The organism is Enterocloster sp. 210928-DFI.2.20 (assembly GCF_020554465.1).
Lineage (GTDB): Bacteria > Bacillota > Clostridia > Lachnospirales > Lachnospiraceae > Enterocloster > Enterocloster bolteae.
In genome coordinates this window covers 72,941-91,039 of the sequence record NZ_JAJCHK010000016.1, presented here as the reverse complement: position 1 = coordinate 91,039, position 18,099 = coordinate 72,941, and the positions used below count along the sequence as shown (strand labels likewise).

The 18,099-nt window shown below is 48.9% G+C and carries 17 protein-coding genes; 1 reads left to right on the top strand and 16 read right to left on the bottom strand.

Annotation, left to right across the window (positions count from 1 at the left end; genetic code table 11):
• Nucleotides 1-67: 67 nt before the first annotated feature.
• Nucleotides 68-2,659 carry a DUF6128 domain-containing protein gene (locus tag LI015_RS15710; protein WP_227125597.1) on the bottom strand — a complete coding sequence of 864 codons (2,592 nt, stop codon included), beginning with the start codon at nt 2,657-2,659 and terminating at the stop codon, nt 68-70.
• A gap of 209 nt (nt 2,660-2,868) precedes the next feature.
• On the opposite strand from LI015_RS15710, the gene nagB reads away from it, so the two are divergent.
• Nucleotides 2,869-3,594, top strand: a complete 726-nt coding sequence (gene nagB / locus LI015_RS15705) for a glucosamine-6-phosphate deaminase (RefSeq protein ID WP_002565831.1) — start codon at nt 2,869-2,871, stop codon at nt 3,592-3,594.
• Between the two features lie 184 nt (nt 3,595-3,778).
• Here the strand turns inward: nagB and LI015_RS15700 are convergent, their stop codons facing one another.
• The 15 genes from LI015_RS15700 to LI015_RS15630 form a co-directional block, all read right to left on the bottom strand.
• Nucleotides 3,779-4,351 carry a hypothetical protein gene (locus tag LI015_RS15700; RefSeq protein WP_002565830.1) on the bottom strand — a complete coding sequence of 191 codons (573 nt, stop codon included), beginning with the start codon at nt 4,349-4,351 and terminating at the stop codon, nt 3,779-3,781.
• 28 nt (nt 4,352-4,379) lie between these two features.
• Complete coding sequence (locus LI015_RS15695; RefSeq protein WP_330666544.1) at nt 4,380-4,829, bottom strand: MarR family winged helix-turn-helix transcriptional regulator; 450 nt, start codon at nt 4,827-4,829, stop codon at nt 4,380-4,382.
• A gap of 123 nt (nt 4,830-4,952) precedes the next feature.
• The gene (gene murD, locus LI015_RS15690) at nt 4,953-6,302 is read right to left on the bottom strand and encodes a UDP-N-acetylmuramoyl-L-alanine--D-glutamate ligase (protein ID WP_118019486.1); all 1,350 of its coding nucleotides are present in this window, start codon (nt 6,300-6,302) and stop codon (nt 4,953-4,955) included.
• A complete protein-coding gene (locus LI015_RS15685; protein ID WP_227125595.1) occupies nt 6,299-7,753 on the bottom strand; it encodes a hypothetical protein in 1,455 nt (484 codons plus the stop codon). The genes murD and LI015_RS15685 overlap by 4 nt, the downstream gene beginning before the upstream one ends.
• 227 nt (nt 7,754-7,980) lie before the next feature.
• Nucleotides 7,981-8,508 (bottom strand): spore maturation protein, encoded by a 528-nt coding sequence (locus tag LI015_RS15680; protein ID WP_002565826.1) that lies wholly within the window; start codon nt 8,506-8,508, stop codon nt 7,981-7,983.
• Between the two features lie 179 nt (nt 8,509-8,687).
• Nucleotides 8,688-8,861 carry a doubled motif LPXTG anchor domain-containing protein gene (locus LI015_RS29035; protein ID WP_007036349.1) on the bottom strand — a complete coding sequence of 58 codons (174 nt, stop codon included), beginning with the start codon at nt 8,859-8,861 and terminating at the stop codon, nt 8,688-8,690.
• Between the two features lie 80 nt (nt 8,862-8,941).
• Nucleotides 8,942-9,448 carry a hypothetical protein gene (locus LI015_RS15670; protein WP_118019484.1) on the bottom strand — a complete coding sequence of 169 codons (507 nt, stop codon included), beginning with the start codon at nt 9,446-9,448 and terminating at the stop codon, nt 8,942-8,944.
• A gap of 283 nt (nt 9,449-9,731) precedes the next feature.
• Complete coding sequence (locus LI015_RS15665) at nt 9,732-10,604, bottom strand: tyrosine-type recombinase/integrase (RefSeq protein WP_227125593.1); 873 nt, start codon at nt 10,602-10,604, stop codon at nt 9,732-9,734.
• Between the two features lie 197 nt (nt 10,605-10,801).
• Nucleotides 10,802-11,893: an ornithine cyclodeaminase family domain gene (locus LI015_RS15660; protein WP_227125591.1), complete on the bottom strand. Its 1,092-nt coding sequence runs from the start codon at nt 11,891-11,893 to the stop codon at nt 10,802-10,804.
• 126 nt (nt 11,894-12,019) lie between these two features.
• Nucleotides 12,020-12,982 carry a D-2-hydroxyacid dehydrogenase gene (locus LI015_RS15655; protein ID WP_002577105.1) on the bottom strand — a complete coding sequence of 321 codons (963 nt, stop codon included), beginning with the start codon at nt 12,980-12,982 and terminating at the stop codon, nt 12,020-12,022.
• A 42-nt stretch (nt 12,983-13,024) separates the two neighbouring features.
• On the bottom strand, nt 13,025-13,927 hold the full coding sequence (locus LI015_RS15650; RefSeq protein WP_227125589.1) for a sugar phosphate isomerase/epimerase family protein: 903 nt from the start codon (nt 13,925-13,927) through the stop codon (nt 13,025-13,027).
• A gap of 37 nt (nt 13,928-13,964) precedes the next feature.
• On the bottom strand, nt 13,965-14,912 hold the full coding sequence (locus LI015_RS15645; RefSeq protein ID WP_195638440.1) for a transketolase family protein: 948 nt from the start codon (nt 14,910-14,912) through the stop codon (nt 13,965-13,967).
• Nucleotides 14,902-15,738: a transketolase gene (locus LI015_RS15640; RefSeq protein WP_119205305.1), complete on the bottom strand. Its 837-nt coding sequence runs from the start codon at nt 15,736-15,738 to the stop codon at nt 14,902-14,904. The genes LI015_RS15645 and LI015_RS15640 overlap by 11 nt, the downstream gene beginning before the upstream one ends.
• Nucleotides 15,739-15,776: 38 nt before the next feature.
• Nucleotides 15,777-16,784, bottom strand: a complete 1,008-nt coding sequence (locus LI015_RS15635) for a nucleoside hydrolase (RefSeq protein WP_227125587.1) — start codon at nt 16,782-16,784, stop codon at nt 15,777-15,779.
• A gap of 40 nt (nt 16,785-16,824) precedes the next feature.
• Nucleotides 16,825-18,099, bottom strand: coding sequence for a TRAP transporter large permease (locus LI015_RS15630; RefSeq protein WP_227125585.1), 1,275 nt, complete (start codon nt 18,097-18,099; stop codon nt 16,825-16,827).

The window sequence follows — 18,099 nt, the reverse complement described above, 5'->3', positions numbered from 1 at the left end:
AATCTAATGTATCCTTGATTTTCACCCCTTCCGGCGCGGTCTGACTGCACCGGTAGGGGTGACTTTTTTAATCCTGGTTTTCCAGCCGCACATCTGTATACCAATATCCAAAGCGGCCGTCCTGTGACGGCTGTTTTCTTGCCAGCACGAAATGCGGGAAGCCGAACATGGATGCCATGTATTTTTCATTGCTGTAATAATTGCCGGGAACCCCAAGTATGTACCGGGTGCGTCCCTTTGTTTCATCGCCGATGCGGGCTAATATCAGATAACGGTAATTGTAGTATCCGTGCAGCAGAAAGCTGTTATTGCCATAATTCCAGTTCTCCCTTGGAAGCAGTCCGATATCCTGGGGTTTAATTGTCAGAATCTCACACCCATTTGCACTGTCAAAGGCCTGTATCTTGGGATACCGCTTACGGAAGCCCTCCCACAGCCTGCCCGGGAAGTCAGATTGCTGTTCTTCCTGCTCCAGCCGTTCTAAATCCTGAGGATTTCCCAGTATCAGAGTTTCTTCGCCTGCATCAACCACAGGCACTCTTTCCTCCGCCTGCCCAGCTGCTTCGCTGTTATCACCTGCCTCAGGTCCGGCCGGCCGCATCTGTCTGCCCTGGTTTTGTATCTGGCTTCCGGGACGCTGGTTGGGTAACGGCTGCTGGTTTGACATCGGCTGCTGGTTTGGCATCGGCTGCTGGTTTGGCATCGGCTGCTGGTTTGACATTGGCCGCTGGTTTGGCATTGGCCGATGGTTTGGCATTGGCTGCTGGTTTGGCATTGGCTGCTGGTTTGATGTCGGCCGCTGGTTTGACATCGGCTGCTGACCCGGCATTGGCCGATGGTTTGGCATTGGCTGCTGACCCGGCATTGGCCGCTGGTTTGACATCGGCTGCTGGTTTGATGTCGGCCGCTGACCCGGCATCGGCTGCTGGTTTGGCATCGGCTGCTGGTTTGATATCGGCTGCTGGTTTGGCATTGGCTGTTGGTTTGATATCGGCTGCTGGTTTTGTATCGCCTGCTGACCCGGCACTGGCTGCCGATTTGTAACTGGATGTTGGCCCAGCGAACTCTGCCCCGGCGTTTGTTGACGTGACGGCATAGTCTGGTTGCTTGGCATCAGCTGGCGGAGCATCCTTGACTGTTGATTCGACATTGGCTGCTGACACGGTACTTGCTGCTGTCCTGGCATTGGCTGCTGATTCAACGGACACTGGTCCATCATCTGTTCCTGGTCCGATTGACCCCCGGAAGAACCCGTACGCACTGTCCCTGCAGGCATATGCCTGCGGGGCATTCCAGGCCTGGTCATAATGTTTGGTCTGGGAACCGTCCTGTTTTCCGGCATATTATCTGGCTGCAGGGGAATACGGGTATCAGGAACCATACCTTCCTGTCTGGGAAGTCCCATGTTCAACGGATCATGAGCGGTTTGAAGCTCACGGGGCACGCTTTCATTTTCCTCATAAAGCTGTTTTCTGATAGATGTAACATTCTTTTCATCCCAGCCGTGCTTAGAATTCGGCTGTTCACCAAAATCCCCTTTGCCGCTCCAGGCTCTATGGTCTGTTTCCTGCTCTCTGCCCATGTTTGGCGTAATCATACCATCCATCTGTTCCATATCTCTTTTTGGTGTGATTCCTGCCAGGCCGCTATTTTGAAAACCTGCCTTATGTTCTTCAGCCGCTTTTCCCAATTCTGCCGTTATCTCTGACTCTGCCGTATTCTCTGACTGGCTCTCTAATTGGGAATCCGGGATACCTCCTGATTCCTGCGCTTCCTCTATTTCATTTGACATTTCATCCGGCATCCCATCTGTCAGGGATTCCGGCTCCAACTCCATACTGTCTTTATCATCCGGCAACAGCTCTGGTTCCAGCGCCAAATCGTCCCTGTCATCCTGATTCTCCTGCTTTTGGGACATTTCGACCGTATCTGCCTCTATTGACTCCGGTAAAATCTCTTCCGCTCCGACTACTTTTTCCGCAGCCTGATCCAATGCCTCTGTCATCTGATTGGCCTCATTCTCCGTCTGATATACTTCTTCTGACGTTTGGGCCAATACCTCTGTCTCCTGCACAGCCTCCGCACCCTCCGGTGTCTCCGCGTTCTCCATAGCCCCACGACCAGCACTCATCTGACGCGCCTCTGCCGGAGAACTGCTGAGCACAGGGCCGTCTCCGCCTTCTGCTGCCTTTTCACCGGACCGCAGCTCCTGATTCAGTTCTTCCACTTTTCTATGTATCTGCGCTTCTGCATCTCCTACTTTACTGGAGGTCACATCCGCCAGCTCCACTTCCGCTGCATGGGCCACCGCATCCTCCCAGATGGTCGTATATGCCCGCCATGTATCCCCCTGTTCATGAATCGTCAGGCCATAGCATTGGTCCATGCTGCAGCCCGAATCAGCGGCATTTTCCACATTTACCACGGCGCGGAACTCACCGCCTCCGCTGCGGATAAATATACTGCCCAGAAAAATTTCTTTTCCCGGGGCCAGCAGATAAACCCCCAGGTCGCTGCTTCCAACGTAAACCTTCTTTACATTTACGCTGAGCTTGCATTGCCCATTCCGGGATTCCAGCTTGGCAAACCCAATATTCTTTCCTTTTACCTCGCCTTCATAGGCGTAGATATAAGATATCAATCTCCGATAATTGGTCATACTTTCACTCCTCGCACCCATAATCTGCAGCTGCCCTGAACACGGCCTATCTGCTTTTATAAATATTTTATGCATTTACCCCTTGAAAGTATGTTAGGAAAATGTTATCCTATATTTAAAGATTTATAAAAATTTTTTCCAAATCAGTGACCCAATGGAAATCCGGGGCACCGCAACTACTAATAATGTATGGAAAGGTGGCAATTATTATGAAAATCTACAAAGCAAAAGATTACGATGAATTAAGCCGCAAGGCAGCCAGCATCATCGCCTCCCAGGTCCTGATGAAACCTGAATGTGTCCTTGGCCTGGCAACCGGCTCCACCCCAATCGGCACTTACAAACAGCTGATCGAATGGTACAACAAAGGTGATTTGGATTTCTCCGGTGTAAAGAGCGTGAACCTGGATGAGTACAGAGGACTTACCAGGGATAATGACCAGAGCTACTACTACTTCATGTATAACAATCTCTTTAAGCACATTAACATCAATATGGACTGCACCAATGTACCCGACGGCACCCAGCCTGACAGCGATAAGGAGTGCTCCCGCTATGAGGACGTGATTAAGAGCCTGGGCGGCATTGACCTGCAGCTTCTGGGCCTGGGGCATAACGGCCATATCGGCTTTAATGAGCCGGACGAAGAATTTGCCAAGACCACTCACTGTGTGGACCTGACCCAGAGCACCATCGAGGCCAATAAGCGTTTCTTTGCTTCCATTGATGATGTTCCGAAACAGGCTTATACCATGGGTATCGGAACCATTATGAAGGCTAAAAAAATCCTTCTGGTTGTCAGCGGTTCTGACAAGGCTCAGATTCTCCATGATGTGCTCTGCGGCCCTGTAACTCCTCATGTTCCCGCATCCGTACTTCAGCTGCATAACGATGTAATAGTTGTTGCAGACGAAGCCGCCATGGCTAAATTATAAAATCAGGCCTGCTTATCACCTTCATACTTAATAATGATAATTTATCATTGGAAATCTTATATTATAAAAACCATGCCTCCTTCCAGACAAAGAAAGGGGCATGTTTTTTTAACCTGTGGCAAAACAGAGGCGGCTGCCCTTAAGTGGAGTTTCCACTTACAGGACAGCCGCCTCTTTCACTTCTTTATTCAACAGACTCATAGTCCGCGTTATAGGTAAGATAATCGCTATCTCCCTGCTTAATGTCATCGCCTTCATAATTACCGCCGTTCACCTTAAGCTTAAGCTTGGACAGCTCAAAGTTTTCAGTGAATGTATTGCCAATCTCAGTGAGGAACATCTTGTCGGAACAGCCCTCTGCGCTCTCAGCCTGACTTAAGTCCAGGGTTCCAACCGCGTTCTCATCTTTTCCCTCAATATCAAAGCTGAGGACCTCTGTGCCGTCAGTCAGCACACCATATTCAATCAGCTTGTCCACCAGAAGCTGTGCGTCCAGGCCTTCCGTGTCCAGGGAATCCATATCCTGCACCAGGCTTCCGCCGCCTCCGTGATATATGGAAATCACAGCTACCGGCATAACGTTGGGATCCGGGACTTTATCGCTGGCCCCACCTGTGCTTGGGGGAACCATATCCTCCTGGGATTTAGCTGCTGCCGCAGCAGTGGTTTCTTTTTTCTGTTTTTCAGTGGTAGGTGTACAGGCTGCCAGGGATACTGCCATCAGGACGGTCATAACACCAATCAACCATTTTTTCATAATTGTAAAGCCTCCTTAAATAATCCTCTTAAAAACTTCTGAACCAGGTGTTGAGCTTTGTCAGCGCCTTTACCAGGGCCTCCAGCTCTTCCTCTGTCAATTCTTTCACTACGCTGTCTATCATCTGTTCATGGAACTTCTTATGATGATAATAAGCCTTAACTCCTTTTTCTGAAAGGGATATGAATACGACCCTGCGGTCCTCACTGCTGCGGTTACGGACTACATAGCCCTTTTTTACCAGGCTGTTCACGGATATAGTTAATGTTCCCACCGTGACCGACAGTTCCCGGGCAATGGATGACATGTTCTTTGGCCTGTCTATGCCGATGGCGTCTATGACATGCATATCGTTATTGGTAATATCACTAAACTCCGAGGTGATAATTGCCTTCTGCTCTATATCATTGACATCGCGGAACAGGCTAACCAAAACTTCATTCAGCGTCTCGTAAGCTCCCACGTTTCTCCCTTTCACTTTCTGCTTCAAAAGCTTCTTACTGATTGTACAGTATTTTAAGTGTTCGCACAACCCCCTAAATCCTTATAAAATTCTTAAAAGGTTGTGATTTTTTTGTTTCATTTACATTTTTATCCAGATTTACTTATTAAATACAAGACGCGAAAATGTTTCTCCCCGTTCCTCAAAATTCCTGAAGATGCCATAGCTGGCAGCGGCCGGCGACAGCACGCAGCTTGTGCCGGGTCTCGTTATCTGACGCGCCCGCTTGACACCGTCTTCCAGATGCTCCGCCAGTATAAGCCTGGCCCTGTTCTTAAATTCAGGATAATACTTATGTATCTCCTGGTATATCCTTTTGCCCGTGGCCTCCATCAGGATAATATGGGGTACCGGGCAATCCGACAGATATTCAATCAGTTCCCTGTAGTCGATTCCCCGGTCCATGCCGCCTATGAGAACTGTATCCGTATCCTTCAGCGTCTTAAGGGCCTGAATGGTGGTATCGCAAATGGTGGAGATGGAGTCGTCATAATATTTCACGCCCTCCCGCTCCCCAATATACTGAAGCCGGTGGGGAAGGGGTTCGTATGTCTTAAGCCCCCGGGCAAAAACCTGGTCATCCATTCCCAGTATGCTGCACACTCCATACGCCACGCCGATATCAAAATAATTATGCTGTCCCAGAAGCTTGATTTCATCCGTAGGGATACAAAAAGACTTTCCCCGGAAGTGAACCCAGGTTCCGTCCTGCTCCTGAACCACGTCCAGCTCTTTGCCGCTGCCGTCCATACCTGCCCTTATCAATCCGGACGGACAGGTTCCCTCCTCCGGCAGGCACTGTACGTTGCAGATCAGAATGTCATCCGGCCTCTGGTTTTTAAAGATATGATGCTTGGCCTCCACATACTTTTCCATGGTACCGTAATGGTCCAGATGCTCCTCATGGATGTTCACCAGAATTCCTATATGGGGTGAAACCGTCATATATTCCAGCTGATGGCAGGAAAGCTCAAACACAATCCTGGTGTCCGGCTTCACTTCCTCCATGTGGTCCAGGGCCGGTATACCTATATTGCCCACCAGAAGGGCATCCATGCCCGCCTGCTTAAGCAGATGATACAGAAGGGTCGTGACCGTACTCTTGCCCTTGGTTCCTGTGATTCCGATAATCTGATCCCGGAAACACTGGAAAAACACCTCTGTCTGCGACAATATACTGCACCTGTATTCATTTTCAGGCCGCTCCAGGACAATGCCCGGGCTTTTAAATACAACATCGTAATCATCCATACATTTCTGGTAATCCGGGCCGGTATGCCACACCGTACCGTCTTCAGGCACGGCAGCCGGAGCCTTCAAATCCGCTATGTCCAGGGCTTCATATGTTCCCAGCCGCCTGAGGACATTCCAGGTGGACTGTCCTTCTCTGCCATAACCCAGAAGCAGTATGCGTTTCCCCTTAATCCAGGGCTCTATCTTCTCTATCACGTCTGTTCTCCTTGCAAGCCGTCTGTACAGCATTTCCTCACCAGCCCCGCTAATTCATCCGGGACCAGGTTATTCCCGTCATAATAGGATGAGTACTGGTCTCCCCTGGTTCTGTAGGTCTGATACAGGTCTGTGGTTTTATAATAGGATAGAAGACAGGGCAGCGCCTCACCTGCATCCTCCAGCCCTTTGATCGTAAGTACGATGGCTGTATTGATTTCATCACGGCTGCCCACACACTCAAAGGGTTTCTCTTCCTCTATCCCAATCAGCTGGTCCAGGGTTTCCTTCATATCCCAATCGTCCAGCATGTTCCGGCCAAAGATATCCCTGACTTCCTGAGGCTTAAGAAAGGGCGACAGAATCAGGTACACAAACAGGCACTTGGGGCAGTGTCCGCACCAGGAATCAGTCTTGCTCCCGGCATTACAGCTTCGGAATATGCCGTGGTACTGCTTCTGCCCCGCAAAAAACCTGGCAATCTGGAATTCACTCAAAGGGCGCAGCATACTGAAGTAGTATGCGCTCCCCTTCAGGTATGTGGTCTGATAATAATGGAAATCCTCCTCAAACTTAAAGCTTTTGGAATACTGGTGGTTGACCGTGCTTCCCTGGACCGTGCTCTCGTTGGCACTGGATTCGTTGGACAGGGCCACCATGGTCAGGCCATGCATCCTGGCCGCTATGATACCGGAAAATGCCACCAGTGCGGAAAAGGGCGTATGCCCATTCAGATATCCCTGGCGGTTGAGCTCCAGCATATTGGAGTCCAGGGTGCGCTTTGCGCTTATGACATGGGCCGCGTCCAGGCCCGCCACCTCGGTGGTGTGTATGGTGGCCCCTCTGGGATTGATAATATAGGCGCAGACGGACCTTCCCGCCAGACGCAGAAGCTCCAGCGTCACCGCGGAATCCTTTCCTCCGCCTATGGGGACCAGGACGCCGTTACCCTTCCCATCTGTTTCCACACCACATTCCTCATGCCGCTCTTTATATTGGTCTGTGCAGGGATCTTTAAGCTGGCCCACGCACTGAGTCTCATGCTGGCCAACGCACCGGATATCCATAAAATGATTGGGATCCGCTTCCTTTATACCGTTCACATAGAAAAATTCACCCAATCCGTTAAAATACAGATCCTTCCACCAGTCAATCTGGTCCTGGTTCAGCCATCCGGCTTCCACTGTCACTATAGGCGGGCAGGCTATTTTCCAGTAGCTTACCAGCTCCACCATTCCCAGGGAAAATATCATGTCCTGCATAAGCCTGTCTTCTGACCATCTGCGGCAGTCCCCCTCTGCCTTGGGAAACACCCATACCGGCGCAAACTCAGACAGTCCCAGGGTCTCAAATCGGTATGTGATCTTCAGGCAGCTGTCATTTTCCTCTAACTCATATCCTCTGTAAGCAAACCGGGGATACTGTTCCCGCAGGCTCAGATACTGTTTCATTCCTCATTCCTCTTCTCTTCACAGCATAAACCCGCTGTATGCCAGTGTATGGCCGTAGCGTCCAGCCGTAATGCTCATTCCGGCTGGACGCAGGCATACCCTAAGGCCCTGATGTAATCCTATACAGGGCGCACATACAACGGATTCCCTTTTACTATGGCTATTATAGTCAATAACCCTTGATATTGCAATGTTTTTTTACACGCCGGCAAGCGCCGGACACAGCTTTATCTGACCGCACCCGCCAGCACCACGCTGGCCGCCACTCCCGCCGCCGTGGCAATAAGCCCCCCTGCCAATGTATACCTGGTCCTGGTAATGCCTACGCTGCCAAAATATACGCTCAGGCAGTACAGCACTGTCTCCGTACTGCTCATGAGTACAGACGCAATAAGTCCAAGCGAGGAGTCTGTGCCGTACTCCTTAAATATATCCAGCACCAGCCCTGTGGCGGCTGAGTTGGATACCAGACGCACCAGGACCACAGGTACGATTTGGGGCGGTATGTGCAGAAGAGCCGCGGGCATCTGCAGCAGCTCTCCCAGAAAATCCAGAAACCCGGATGCCCTGAGGACTCCCACCGACACCAGAAGTCCCACCAGGGTCGGCAGGATACCTGCCACTGTCTTCATGCCGTCCTTTGCCCCGTCTATGAAGTCGTCCAGCACCGGACGGCCCGATAAAAGGCCGAATCCCACAATATAAAAAATCATCAGAGGGACCATTGCCTCTGACAGGAAAATCAGGAATTTCATATATCAGTTCCAGGTCCGTTTGTTTATTACATCTTATTCCCCTGATCTTTGTTTCATGACGGGAAATGCCCCTGCGCCTTTTCTCCCCTGTTATCATAAAAACTGCCGTCCAAAGAGCGGAACGGCAGTTCTGATTTTACGGTAGTTCTGATTTTACGGTATATCCATTCTGCAATCCGTCATGAGTCCCTCTTTCTTCCATGAAGGGCAATATACAATCCGGATAACAAAGAGGAAATCACGGCTGCAAGATAATAACTGCGGGGCCCTTCCCCTGTCTTTGGCAGAGGCGCAAGAGGCACATCCTCATCCAAAATCGTTATTTGGGCCGGTTCCTCCGGCCATTGTGCCATGGGTACCTGCAAAGTATATACTATGGCGGTTACATCCAGATCACATTTTACACATTTGCTAAATTTTTACTAAAAGCCCTCTACACCTGTATCATCCTCACCATCCGCATCAGTTCCAGAGCGCTCCTGAAGCTGACAACCTCTCCCTTTGTGATTCTCCCGCGCACACTTCCCTGCAGACTGGAATTCTGTCTGTATTTTATATAGACCACCAGCACTTCCCTGGCCTTTAAGGCATGCTGGAAAGGAATACAGTCTATGCTGTACACCAGATTATCCCTGCTGACCTGGGGATGACGGGCACTGTCCTCCCGGTACTGCCTTTCCATCTCTCTGTTCAGGAACCTGTAATCTGTAGTGGACTGAGGAGCCCCCACCCAGTTGCACATCTCATCCAGCTTCAATACCATGTCTCCGGCCCCGTTAAACAATACCGGCTCCCTCAGATAACAGTTGTAGATTTCCCCGCAAGGCTCCCCTTCCCTTGTGCCCTGGATACATACCAACATTGTACTTGCCCTGTCGGATACGATTAGTTCCTCAATTCGTTTTATGGCCTCTTCATCCTGTACTAATGTGCCGCCCATATTCTCAGCTCCTCTTCCCTCTTATGCTCTTTGATTTCCGGATTACAACAGAATCCCCCTTTTGTTGTAAATTTCCGCGCCATCTGTCTCCCCCCGCCCATCCGGGCATAATTTTGCGGTTTATCCACACTCAATTGCACACACAAAAACCAGGCCGGTTAGACATGGCTTTAACCAGCCTGGTTTTTGTGGGATAACAGCCGTAAAACTCAGCAGCTTTTCACATTCATATGGCATACGTTCCAAATATGTAGTATAATAATTCTTAACAGAACTCCGGCGTTTACAACAAAAGGGGGATTCTGTTGTATCTGTCTATCAGCAGATTCATTTTCTCCAGTTGTCTCAGGTGATTCTCCCCGCTTTCCATTGTATAAATTCTGGTTGTGTTGACACTGCTGTGTCCAAGTATGTCTGCCAGCCTTACCAAATCCTTTTCCTGGCTGTAATACACCCTTGCAAACAAGTGCCTGAGATTATGAGGGAATACCTTGTCCGGATTAACCCCTGCCTTGCGGCTGATTTGTTTCATCTCCCGCCATATGTTACTCCGGTCCATGGGCTTTCCGCTGCGCGTGACGAATATCATACCGGATATAATGTTTCTCTTCCTTGCATATGCCTTAAGAAGCCTGCACAATCCGTTGGTCAGGAATACGGTTCTTACCTTTCCCTTGCAGTCCACCTCCGCAACCTGCTTATCCACCGCATTCACCGTAATGAAGCTCAGCTCTGATATACGGATTCCGATGGAGCATACGGTCTGCAGCAGCAGGCTAAGTCTCTCATTCCCCTCACCGCGGGCAACGTTCACAAGCCGTATATATTCCTCCCGTGAAAGCTCCCTCTGCCCGGAACAGAACATCCTATGCTTTACTTTTATGAGCCGTACCGTGCAGTCCTCCCAGCCAAACCACTTAAAGAAGCCGTTCAGTGCCGCAAGGGCGCTGTTGGCTGTAACCGGTGAAAACTGTTCCCTTAACGTATCTTTCCACACAATCACCAATTCCTTACTCACCGGCTTTCCATCGGCATATTTCCTGAACAGGTTCAAATAATAAAAATATTTCTTAATGGTGCCGCTGCTCATTTCATTCTGATGCATCTCCCCGCAATAGTCCTTTATCATATTGTCTGTGATTATTCTCTTAGCCATGTCCGTTCCTCCTTGGGTTGTCCCGGGTCTGTCCCTTATGGGGTAGGCTTCCCATTCATTGGCGGATTATTCTGCTGTAATGCTTCGGTATAACAGGTAACGCCAAAAAGGCACCCGAAACCAAAACAGTTCCGGATGCCCCTTCATAACCATATCATTCTCATAATTACGCCCTGAAAAGCTGCGTATTCCAGCTTCTACAGGCCAAGGCCCTTGCTCACATTTACTACAAAGTCCTGCACATTGGTCACAATGCTCTTGGCAGACAGGCTTCCCCTGTCACCCAGTTTATTCACGGCGAATTCAGACACATCTACACTGTAAAAATACACCTGGCGTATGGTCCCGTCCGGCATAACACGGAAGGAAGGAGTCATATTGCCCGTTGCAATGGAGTGAAGGGTGGTGGCCATACAGATGACCGTGGTAGCTTTCCTCACACAGTCTCTCATGGCATCCTGGCCCTCATATACATTGGCGTACACCTCCGGCAGCGGGCCGTCGTCACGGATGGACCCCACCAGCACAAAGGGTACATCCTTCTTCACACAGCTGTATATGATGCCGTTATCAATCCCCTCCTTCTCAACAAAGGCCGGAATGGAGCCGTGGAATTTTACCCGGTTGATGGTGTCGATGTGGTTGTAATGACCGTTTGGCTGGCTGTACTGGGTATAGATGTTCTGACCCAAAGCAGTGTTTAAGTAAGCCCCCTCCAGGTCATGGGTGGCCAGCGCATTGCCTGCTAAAAGGGCATCCACATACCCGTTCATCACCAGTTTTGAAAAGGCTTCCCTGGAATCGGAATCAAAAGCACAGGCAGGTCCCATGACCCAAACCACATATCCGTGTTCCCTCTCATGGCAAAGCAGCTCATAAATGTTATCATAATCCTTGGAAAAGGCCGTCTCCCTGGAGCGTCTCTGGCGGAAGGCAAATGCTTCGTCATGGCCTCCTTCTCCCTCGTCAAAGCCGTGGGGATATACAAAAATACCGTCCTCACAGTTCTCGGTCCTCCCCGTAAAGACCAGGTCCCCCTGTTTTAAGTTCCTAAACTCCCTGACATAAATCTTCCCATTCTCGTACACTGCCACGCAGTCCATACGGCTCTCTTCTGCCAGCAGCCACTGGCCCTTAACCTTAAAATACTCCGGAAAAATGGTGGTTGCATGGTAATGCTCCGGCGCCACCTTATCCTTGGGCGCCGGGGCCGTCACAGCGTCCGGTGCATCCGTAAATTGGCTTTGGCTGAAATCCGGCTCCTTATATTTTACCAGTTTAAAAGACATTGCGTTATCCCCCTATACGGTTTGTTTATGGATTTAAGCATATCACGATTACCGCCGCCGCGCAATGACGCCAGACCATGTTTTCCACAGCCTGGCGTTATAATATTGTATATGGTTGTATGTTGCCTAAGGATTCACCACATTCTGCGCAGCTCCGTTGAGAAATGCTTCCAGGTTCTTTACCGCTATTTCCATTAGTCTCTGCCTGGATTCCTTAGGAGCCCATGCTATATGCGGGGTAATAATACAGTTGTCTGCATCCAGAAGAGGATTATCCATGGAAATTGGTTCGGTGGACACTACATCCACTGCTGCCCCTGCCACCTTTTTGCTGTTCAGAGCATCTCTTAAATCCGCTTCCACTATAAGGGGCCCTCTGGAATTATTAATAATCATCACCCCATCCTTCATCCTGCTGATGGTATCCTTATTGATGATACCTTCTGTTTCCGGAAACAGAGGACAATGAAGGGTAATCACATCAGATGAGGCAAACACCTGATCCAAAGAGGCATATGTACAAGTATCACTGACCAGCTCCGGATTATGGTATGTATCATACGCCAATACCTTCATCCCCATAGCCTGGGCTATGCGGGCCGTCCCCTGCCCGATGCGTCCGAATCCGATAATACCCATGGTCTTGCCGGCCAGTTCTATTAATGGATGGTTCCAAAAACACCAATCTTTGTTTTTTGTCCAATCTCCCCTCTTTACACAATCCGAATGCTCACCTATGTGATGACACAGCTCAAGAAGCAGCGCTATGGCATATTGGGAAACAGCATCCGTTCCGTAGGTGGGAATATTGGTCACAGTGATTCCTGCTTCCTTTGCAGCCTTGACATCCACCACATTATACCCAGTAGCCAAAAGGCCAATGTATTTGAGTTTCGGGCAGGCCCCCATGATCTCCCTGGAAACAGGTGTCTTATTAGTCAGTATGATTTCAGCATCCCCAATGCGGACAGCAATCTGACTGTGGTCTGTGGTCCGGTCGTACACAGTCAAATCCCCCAGTGCCTCAAACCCCTCCCAACTTAAATCCCCTGGATTTTCTGTATATCCGTCTAATATTACAATCTTCATATATGATTCATCCTTTCTGTTTGCCCAGCGTACCATACAACACTAATCCTCAACTAATGCCCATGCCCGGTTAATCACACGCTTTGTGTTCGCCAGAATGATATCCCCGTTTTCATCGTCCCATGGTTTTACTTCCAGAGACAGGACATAGGGCGTTCTGGGTTTAAAGTAACCTTCTTCCTTTAATACAGTAAAAAAATCTGTCAGTTGTTCCACATCATTAGCACTGTTGGGAAATCCGAATCTAGGATGCTGGTCGCCATAGGCCTCACATCCTTCCTTAACCACCGCGTTTCCAATATGGAAATGAGTGATATAGGGACGCAGGGTCTGTACCACAAACCTGGATGTCTCATAAGTGGTTGGAAAATGGGATAAATCCACCAAAAGTCCAAAGTTATTGTGGGTGGTTCTCATGTCTGCCGCAAACCTGGCTGCATAGGGCGCCGGCCCTATCAGAGCTGCTTTATCCATATCAAAATCAAATACCTCTAGTTCCACCATCATACCTTTTTGTGCCGCATGGGTGCAGACCGACCGGGTGGTTTTTAAGAGCTGTTCGTAGGCTAGATCTTTGGTGTCCTGTTCCCATTTACCTGCCAGAAACGCAATCCCACCTGCCCCCAGATATTCGGCCTCATCCACAGCCTTGATAAGGACCTCCTCAGCCTGTTTTCTTCTGTCCTCATCTACGTCATTTGGGTTAAGTCCTGGCCCTAAGAGGCTGGGCTGCGCCCCAAAGCATACCTTGAGATGGGATTGTTCCAACAGATGCTTTACCTTTTTCCTGGTTTCTTCATCCATGATACTGGTCACCTCAACCGCTGAGAAATATTCATCTGAAGCAATGGACTTTATGGAGTCTAACAAGTCATATGATATCGGCGGATGACTCATCCACTGGATGGTTCCTACCTGGAAATATTTTTGAATTGAATCTTTCATGAGTTTCTCCTTCTGCATATATGATATAATATCCGCCCTATTTAGTCATTTGCCTTTGGAACATTACCTCCCTGGCTCTTGCAGCTATATTCCGGGCACTATACCCATACTTTTCCATGAGCTGGTCAAGGTCACCGGACTCTGCAAATGTCTCGGCTCCTAAGATGGACACGGGCACAGGACAGGCGGCAGCGGCAGCCTCTGCCACCGCGCTTCCCAGACCTCCCCGGACTGAGTGTTCCTCCACAGTGAGTATGGCCCCCGTCCTTCTGGCGCATTTCTCTATAAGCTCTGTATCAATGGGTTCAATGGTATGCATATCCACCACGGTGGCATAGATGCCCTGTTCTTCCAACAGGTCGGCAGCCTCCAGCACGCGGTGAAGTATGGTTCCCGTGGAAATAATGGTAATGTCGCTTCCATCCCTGTGAATGATTCCCTTTCCAATCTCAAATTTCATATCATCCCCATATATTACCGGATGTGGAGCCCTGGATAAACGCAGATATGCAGGCCCCTTGTAATCTGACAGTGCCATGACCGCTTTCTTTGTCTCCATTGCATCTGATACGGATATGACTGTCATACCAGGTATGGACCGCATGGCGGCCACATCTGTGATGGCCTGGTGACTTGCCCCGTCATAGGAATCCGACAATCCGCAGTATGTGCCGCACAGACGCACATTCAGGCTGTCATAGGCAATCAGAGACTGGATGGGATCCAGCGCCCTGGATGTCATGAATACAGCAAATGTATTTACATAGGGAATGAACCCCTCCAACGCCAGCCCGGCTGCCATATTGACCATGTTGAGCTCACTGATTCCCACGTTGAAATAACGGTCCGGATACTCCTTTCCAAAGAGGATTGACTTAGTGGAACCGCCCACGTCCGCTTCCAGCGCAACCACCTTCCGGTTCCGTCCGCCCAGTGCTTTTAATGCCTGTCCATAGGCATCCCGGATAGCTATTTTATCGCTCATGTGCCCTGCCTCCTAACTCCAGCTTTGCCTGCCTGTACTCCTCATCATTGATGGGCTTTCCATGCCATATATTCTTTCCTTCCATAAAGGAAACCGCCTTTCCTTTTACGGTCTGACAGATAATGATTGAGGGCCTTTCCTTCACTGACTTTGCCTCGGATACTGCATCTGTTATGGCAGACACATCGTGACCGTTGCATCTGATTACATTCCATCCAAACGCATTCCATTTGGCGGCAATATCTCCCATGGGCATAATTTCCTCCAAGGTACCGTCCAGCTGTACACCATTATTATCCAATATAGCAATACAGTTTGCTGTCTTGAATTTTGAGCCTGCCATGGCCGCTTCCCATACAGTCCCCTCCTGAATCTCGCCATCGCCCATAACCACATATATATATGCGCTGCTCTCTTTTAACCGCTCCCCCAGTGCCATGCCGATACCGGCTCCCAGCCCCAGTCCCAGGGGACCAGTGGAGAGTTCAATCCCCGGAGTTTTATGTACGCACGGGTGTCCCTGCAGGTGGGAATCCAACTGGCGCAGCCTCCTTAAGTCCTCCTTTGGAAAATACCCCTTATCCGCCAGAATCAGATATAACATGGGCGCTGCATGCCCTTTACTTAGTATAAGTCTGTCCCTTCCCTCCGTATTCGGGTTCTCGGGATCCATGTTCATGATTTCATAGTACAGGGCGGCCAGAATCTCTGTACAAGACAGAGAACCGCCAGGATGACCTGTCTGGATACTGTGCAGCAGGTCAATGAGGTCGCTACGCAGTTGAAGACAATTATTATCTAATTCTAACTTTCTCTCTTCCGTCATATGCTGTCTCCTTTTAAAAATAAACTTTGGCCTCAAAATTAGTCCCTAAAAGCAGCAGTCATATCTTTCACCCACTGTTTTACAAGAGCCTCCCCATCTGCTTCATATGCAAAATAATTGTTTGGTTCCCGTCCCCATAATCCCATATAGTCAATGACTGTCTCTCCGTCGCAAAGTCCCTGGGTCTCAACATCAATTGTAGTATGCAATGTACGGAACCAATGGGGATTAATTAAATATCCTGTGGTGGTTAAATCATTCAGGCCAATCTCACCCTTTTTTCTGTTTGCCTGATTTTCTGCCTTTATCTCGCCTACTTTATTTCCATGCTTATCATATATGGGCTTTGCAGCCTTATTGATACGAAAACTCAACAGTCTGGTCAGAAAATCCGTTACCCTGGTACCCGCCTCGGCAATTGTCTCCAAATCCTCAACTCTCTGTGTAACCATATCACATACATCCAGACCTAGCTGTACCACAGGTATTTTAGAGTTATACACCACCTTAGCTGCTTCCGGGTCTACCATAACATTATAACTGGCCCTGGGCGCCTGATTTCCAGATACTTTAAAGGTTCCCCCCATAAAAATCACTTCTTTCACATGATTTTCAAAATCAGAATCCAATAAAACAGCCATTGCGATATTGGTCATAGGGCCTAAGACAAGAATGGTAATGGGCTCAGGAGCTTCCCTGGCAATGCGTACCAATTCAACCGGAGCATATCCGCTCCTCACCTTTGTACAGGGCATGGGGAACCCCAAATCACCGAACCCGTCTTTACCGTGCATCCAGGATGCTTCAATCGACGGGCGGACCAGGGGGCGGTATGCCCCTTTATACACAGGAATATCCTGGCAGCCGCATACCTCAAGAGTACGCAGCGCATTAACGGCGCACCAGTCTACTCCAACATTGCCGTTGGTAACTGTAATTGCCTTCACGTCAAACTTTCCGCTTGCAAGGACCCATAAAATAGAAGCTGCGTCATCATCACCTGGGTCTGTATCAATAATAACTGGTACTTTAACTGTATTTTCCATACGTTTCTCCTTTTTTATTCGTTATGTAAATAGGTAGTTGTTAACTTCCCAACATCAATTCCGGTAAAAATGTTACGATTGCGGGACAATAAGTTATAAGGAACAGCGTTAACACCAGGAGTATAAACATGGGCATGGCTTTCCTGGCAATCTGCATAACAGGAATCTTGGTTACTGTGTTTGCCATGAATAATGATAAGCCTAAAGGCGGAGTCAACAGTCCTAATGTGGTGTTAAGCGCCATAATAACACCCAGATGAACCGGATCCACTCCCACTGCTGTAAGTGTTGGAAGTATCATTGGTGCGGTAATTAAAATAGACGAGATACCTTCCATAAAACATCCGATTATCAGCAGTGCAATATTAACCAATAACAAAAGCAGATATTTATTGTCTGTAAGTCCAATTAATAACTCAGAAATCATTCTGGGTACATTTTCAAAGGTAATCATGTAAGAAAAACAGGATGCCATCGCAAAAATGGCAGAGCAGCTTCCCAGTGTCTTTCCTGTATTTACAAGAATCCCGGGCATATCCTTCCATTTCAGCTCTTTGTAGACAAACATTCCCAGCAGGAATGAAACCACACAGGCTACGCCTGCTGCTTCCGTAGGTGTAAAAAATCCGGTATAAATCCCACCTAATACTACGATGGGGATGGAAAGAGCTCCGATTCCTTCCGGAAGGGCCTTTATGATTTCTTTAACGGAATAAGCTTCACTGGTTGGAAAATCATACTTTTTGGCATACCAGCATACCTGCAGCATTAGTACAATTCCCATGAGGATACCCGGAACCAATCCCGCCATAAGCAATGCGCCTACGCTTGTCCCAGACACCACCCCGTACATAATCAGAGGCAAGCTTGGTGGAATGATGGGTCCTATGGAAGCAGACGCGCAGGTCAGGGCAGTAGCATACTCCTTGTCATATCCCTGTTCCGTCATCATCTCTATTTCCATTGGCCCTAACGCAGCCACATCTGCGACAGCAGAGCCAGTAACTCCGGCAAACAGCATGGAAGCTACAATATTGATATGCGCCATACCTCCCTTGAATCTCCCCACACACACCTTTGCAAAGTGGATGATTCTTCCCAGACTTCCCCCTTTATCCATAATGTTTCCTGCCAGTATGAACAGCGGAATTGCTACCTGTACGAACGTATTCATCCCCGAAAATTGACGCTGTAAAATGGTCCAGGCAGGAAGATCATGTGTGACAAAATAAAACAGACAGGTTCCTCCCAACACATAGTAAATGGGAATTCCCACTATCAATAAAACTGCGAATATTATAAATACGATTCCCAT

Coding starts and splice junctions, on each gene's coding strand:
- LI015_RS15685 (WP_227125595.1), bottom strand. CDS start 7,753: ATGAAACAGTATCTGAGCCTGCGGGAACAGTATCCCCGGTTTGCTTAC.
- LI015_RS15680 (WP_002565826.1), bottom strand. CDS start 8,508: ATGAAATTCCTGATTTTCCTGTCAGAGGCAATGGTCCCTCTGATGATT.
- LI015_RS15645 (WP_195638440.1), bottom strand. CDS start 14,912: ATGAGCGATAAAATAGCTATCCGGGATGCCTATGGACAGGCATTAAAA.
- LI015_RS15650 (WP_227125589.1), bottom strand. CDS start 13,927: ATGAAAGATTCAATTCAAAAATATTTCCAGGTAGGAACCATCCAGTGG.
- LI015_RS29035 (WP_007036349.1), bottom strand. CDS start 8,861: ATGGCACAATGGCCGGAGGAACCGGCCCAAATAACGATTTTGGATGAG.
- LI015_RS15630 (WP_227125585.1), bottom strand. CDS start 18,099: ATGGGAATCGTATTTATAATATTCGCAGTTTTATTGATAGTGGGAATT.
- LI015_RS15660 (WP_227125591.1), bottom strand. CDS start 11,893: ATGTCTTTTAAACTGGTAAAATATAAGGAGCCGGATTTCAGCCAAAGC.
- LI015_RS15665 (WP_227125593.1), bottom strand. CDS start 10,604: ATGGCTAAGAGAATAATCACAGACAATATGATAAAGGACTATTGCGGG.
- LI015_RS15655 (WP_002577105.1), bottom strand. CDS start 12,982: ATGAAGATTGTAATATTAGACGGATATACAGAAAATCCAGGGGATTTA.
- LI015_RS15635 (WP_227125587.1), bottom strand. CDS start 16,784: ATGGAAAATACAGTTAAAGTACCAGTTATTATTGATACAGACCCAGGT.
- LI015_RS15670 (WP_118019484.1), bottom strand. CDS start 9,448: ATGGGCGGCACATTAGTACAGGATGAAGAGGCCATAAAACGAATTGAG.
- nagB (WP_002565831.1), top strand. CDS start 2,869: ATGAAAATCTACAAAGCAAAAGATTACGATGAATTAAGCCGCAAGGCA.
- LI015_RS15710 (WP_227125597.1), bottom strand. CDS start 2,659: ATGACCAATTATCGGAGATTGATATCTTATATCTACGCCTATGAAGGC.
- LI015_RS15640 (WP_119205305.1), bottom strand. CDS start 15,738: ATGACGGAAGAGAGAAAGTTAGAATTAGATAATAATTGTCTTCAACTG.
- LI015_RS15700 (WP_002565830.1), bottom strand. CDS start 4,351: ATGAAAAAATGGTTGATTGGTGTTATGACCGTCCTGATGGCAGTATCC.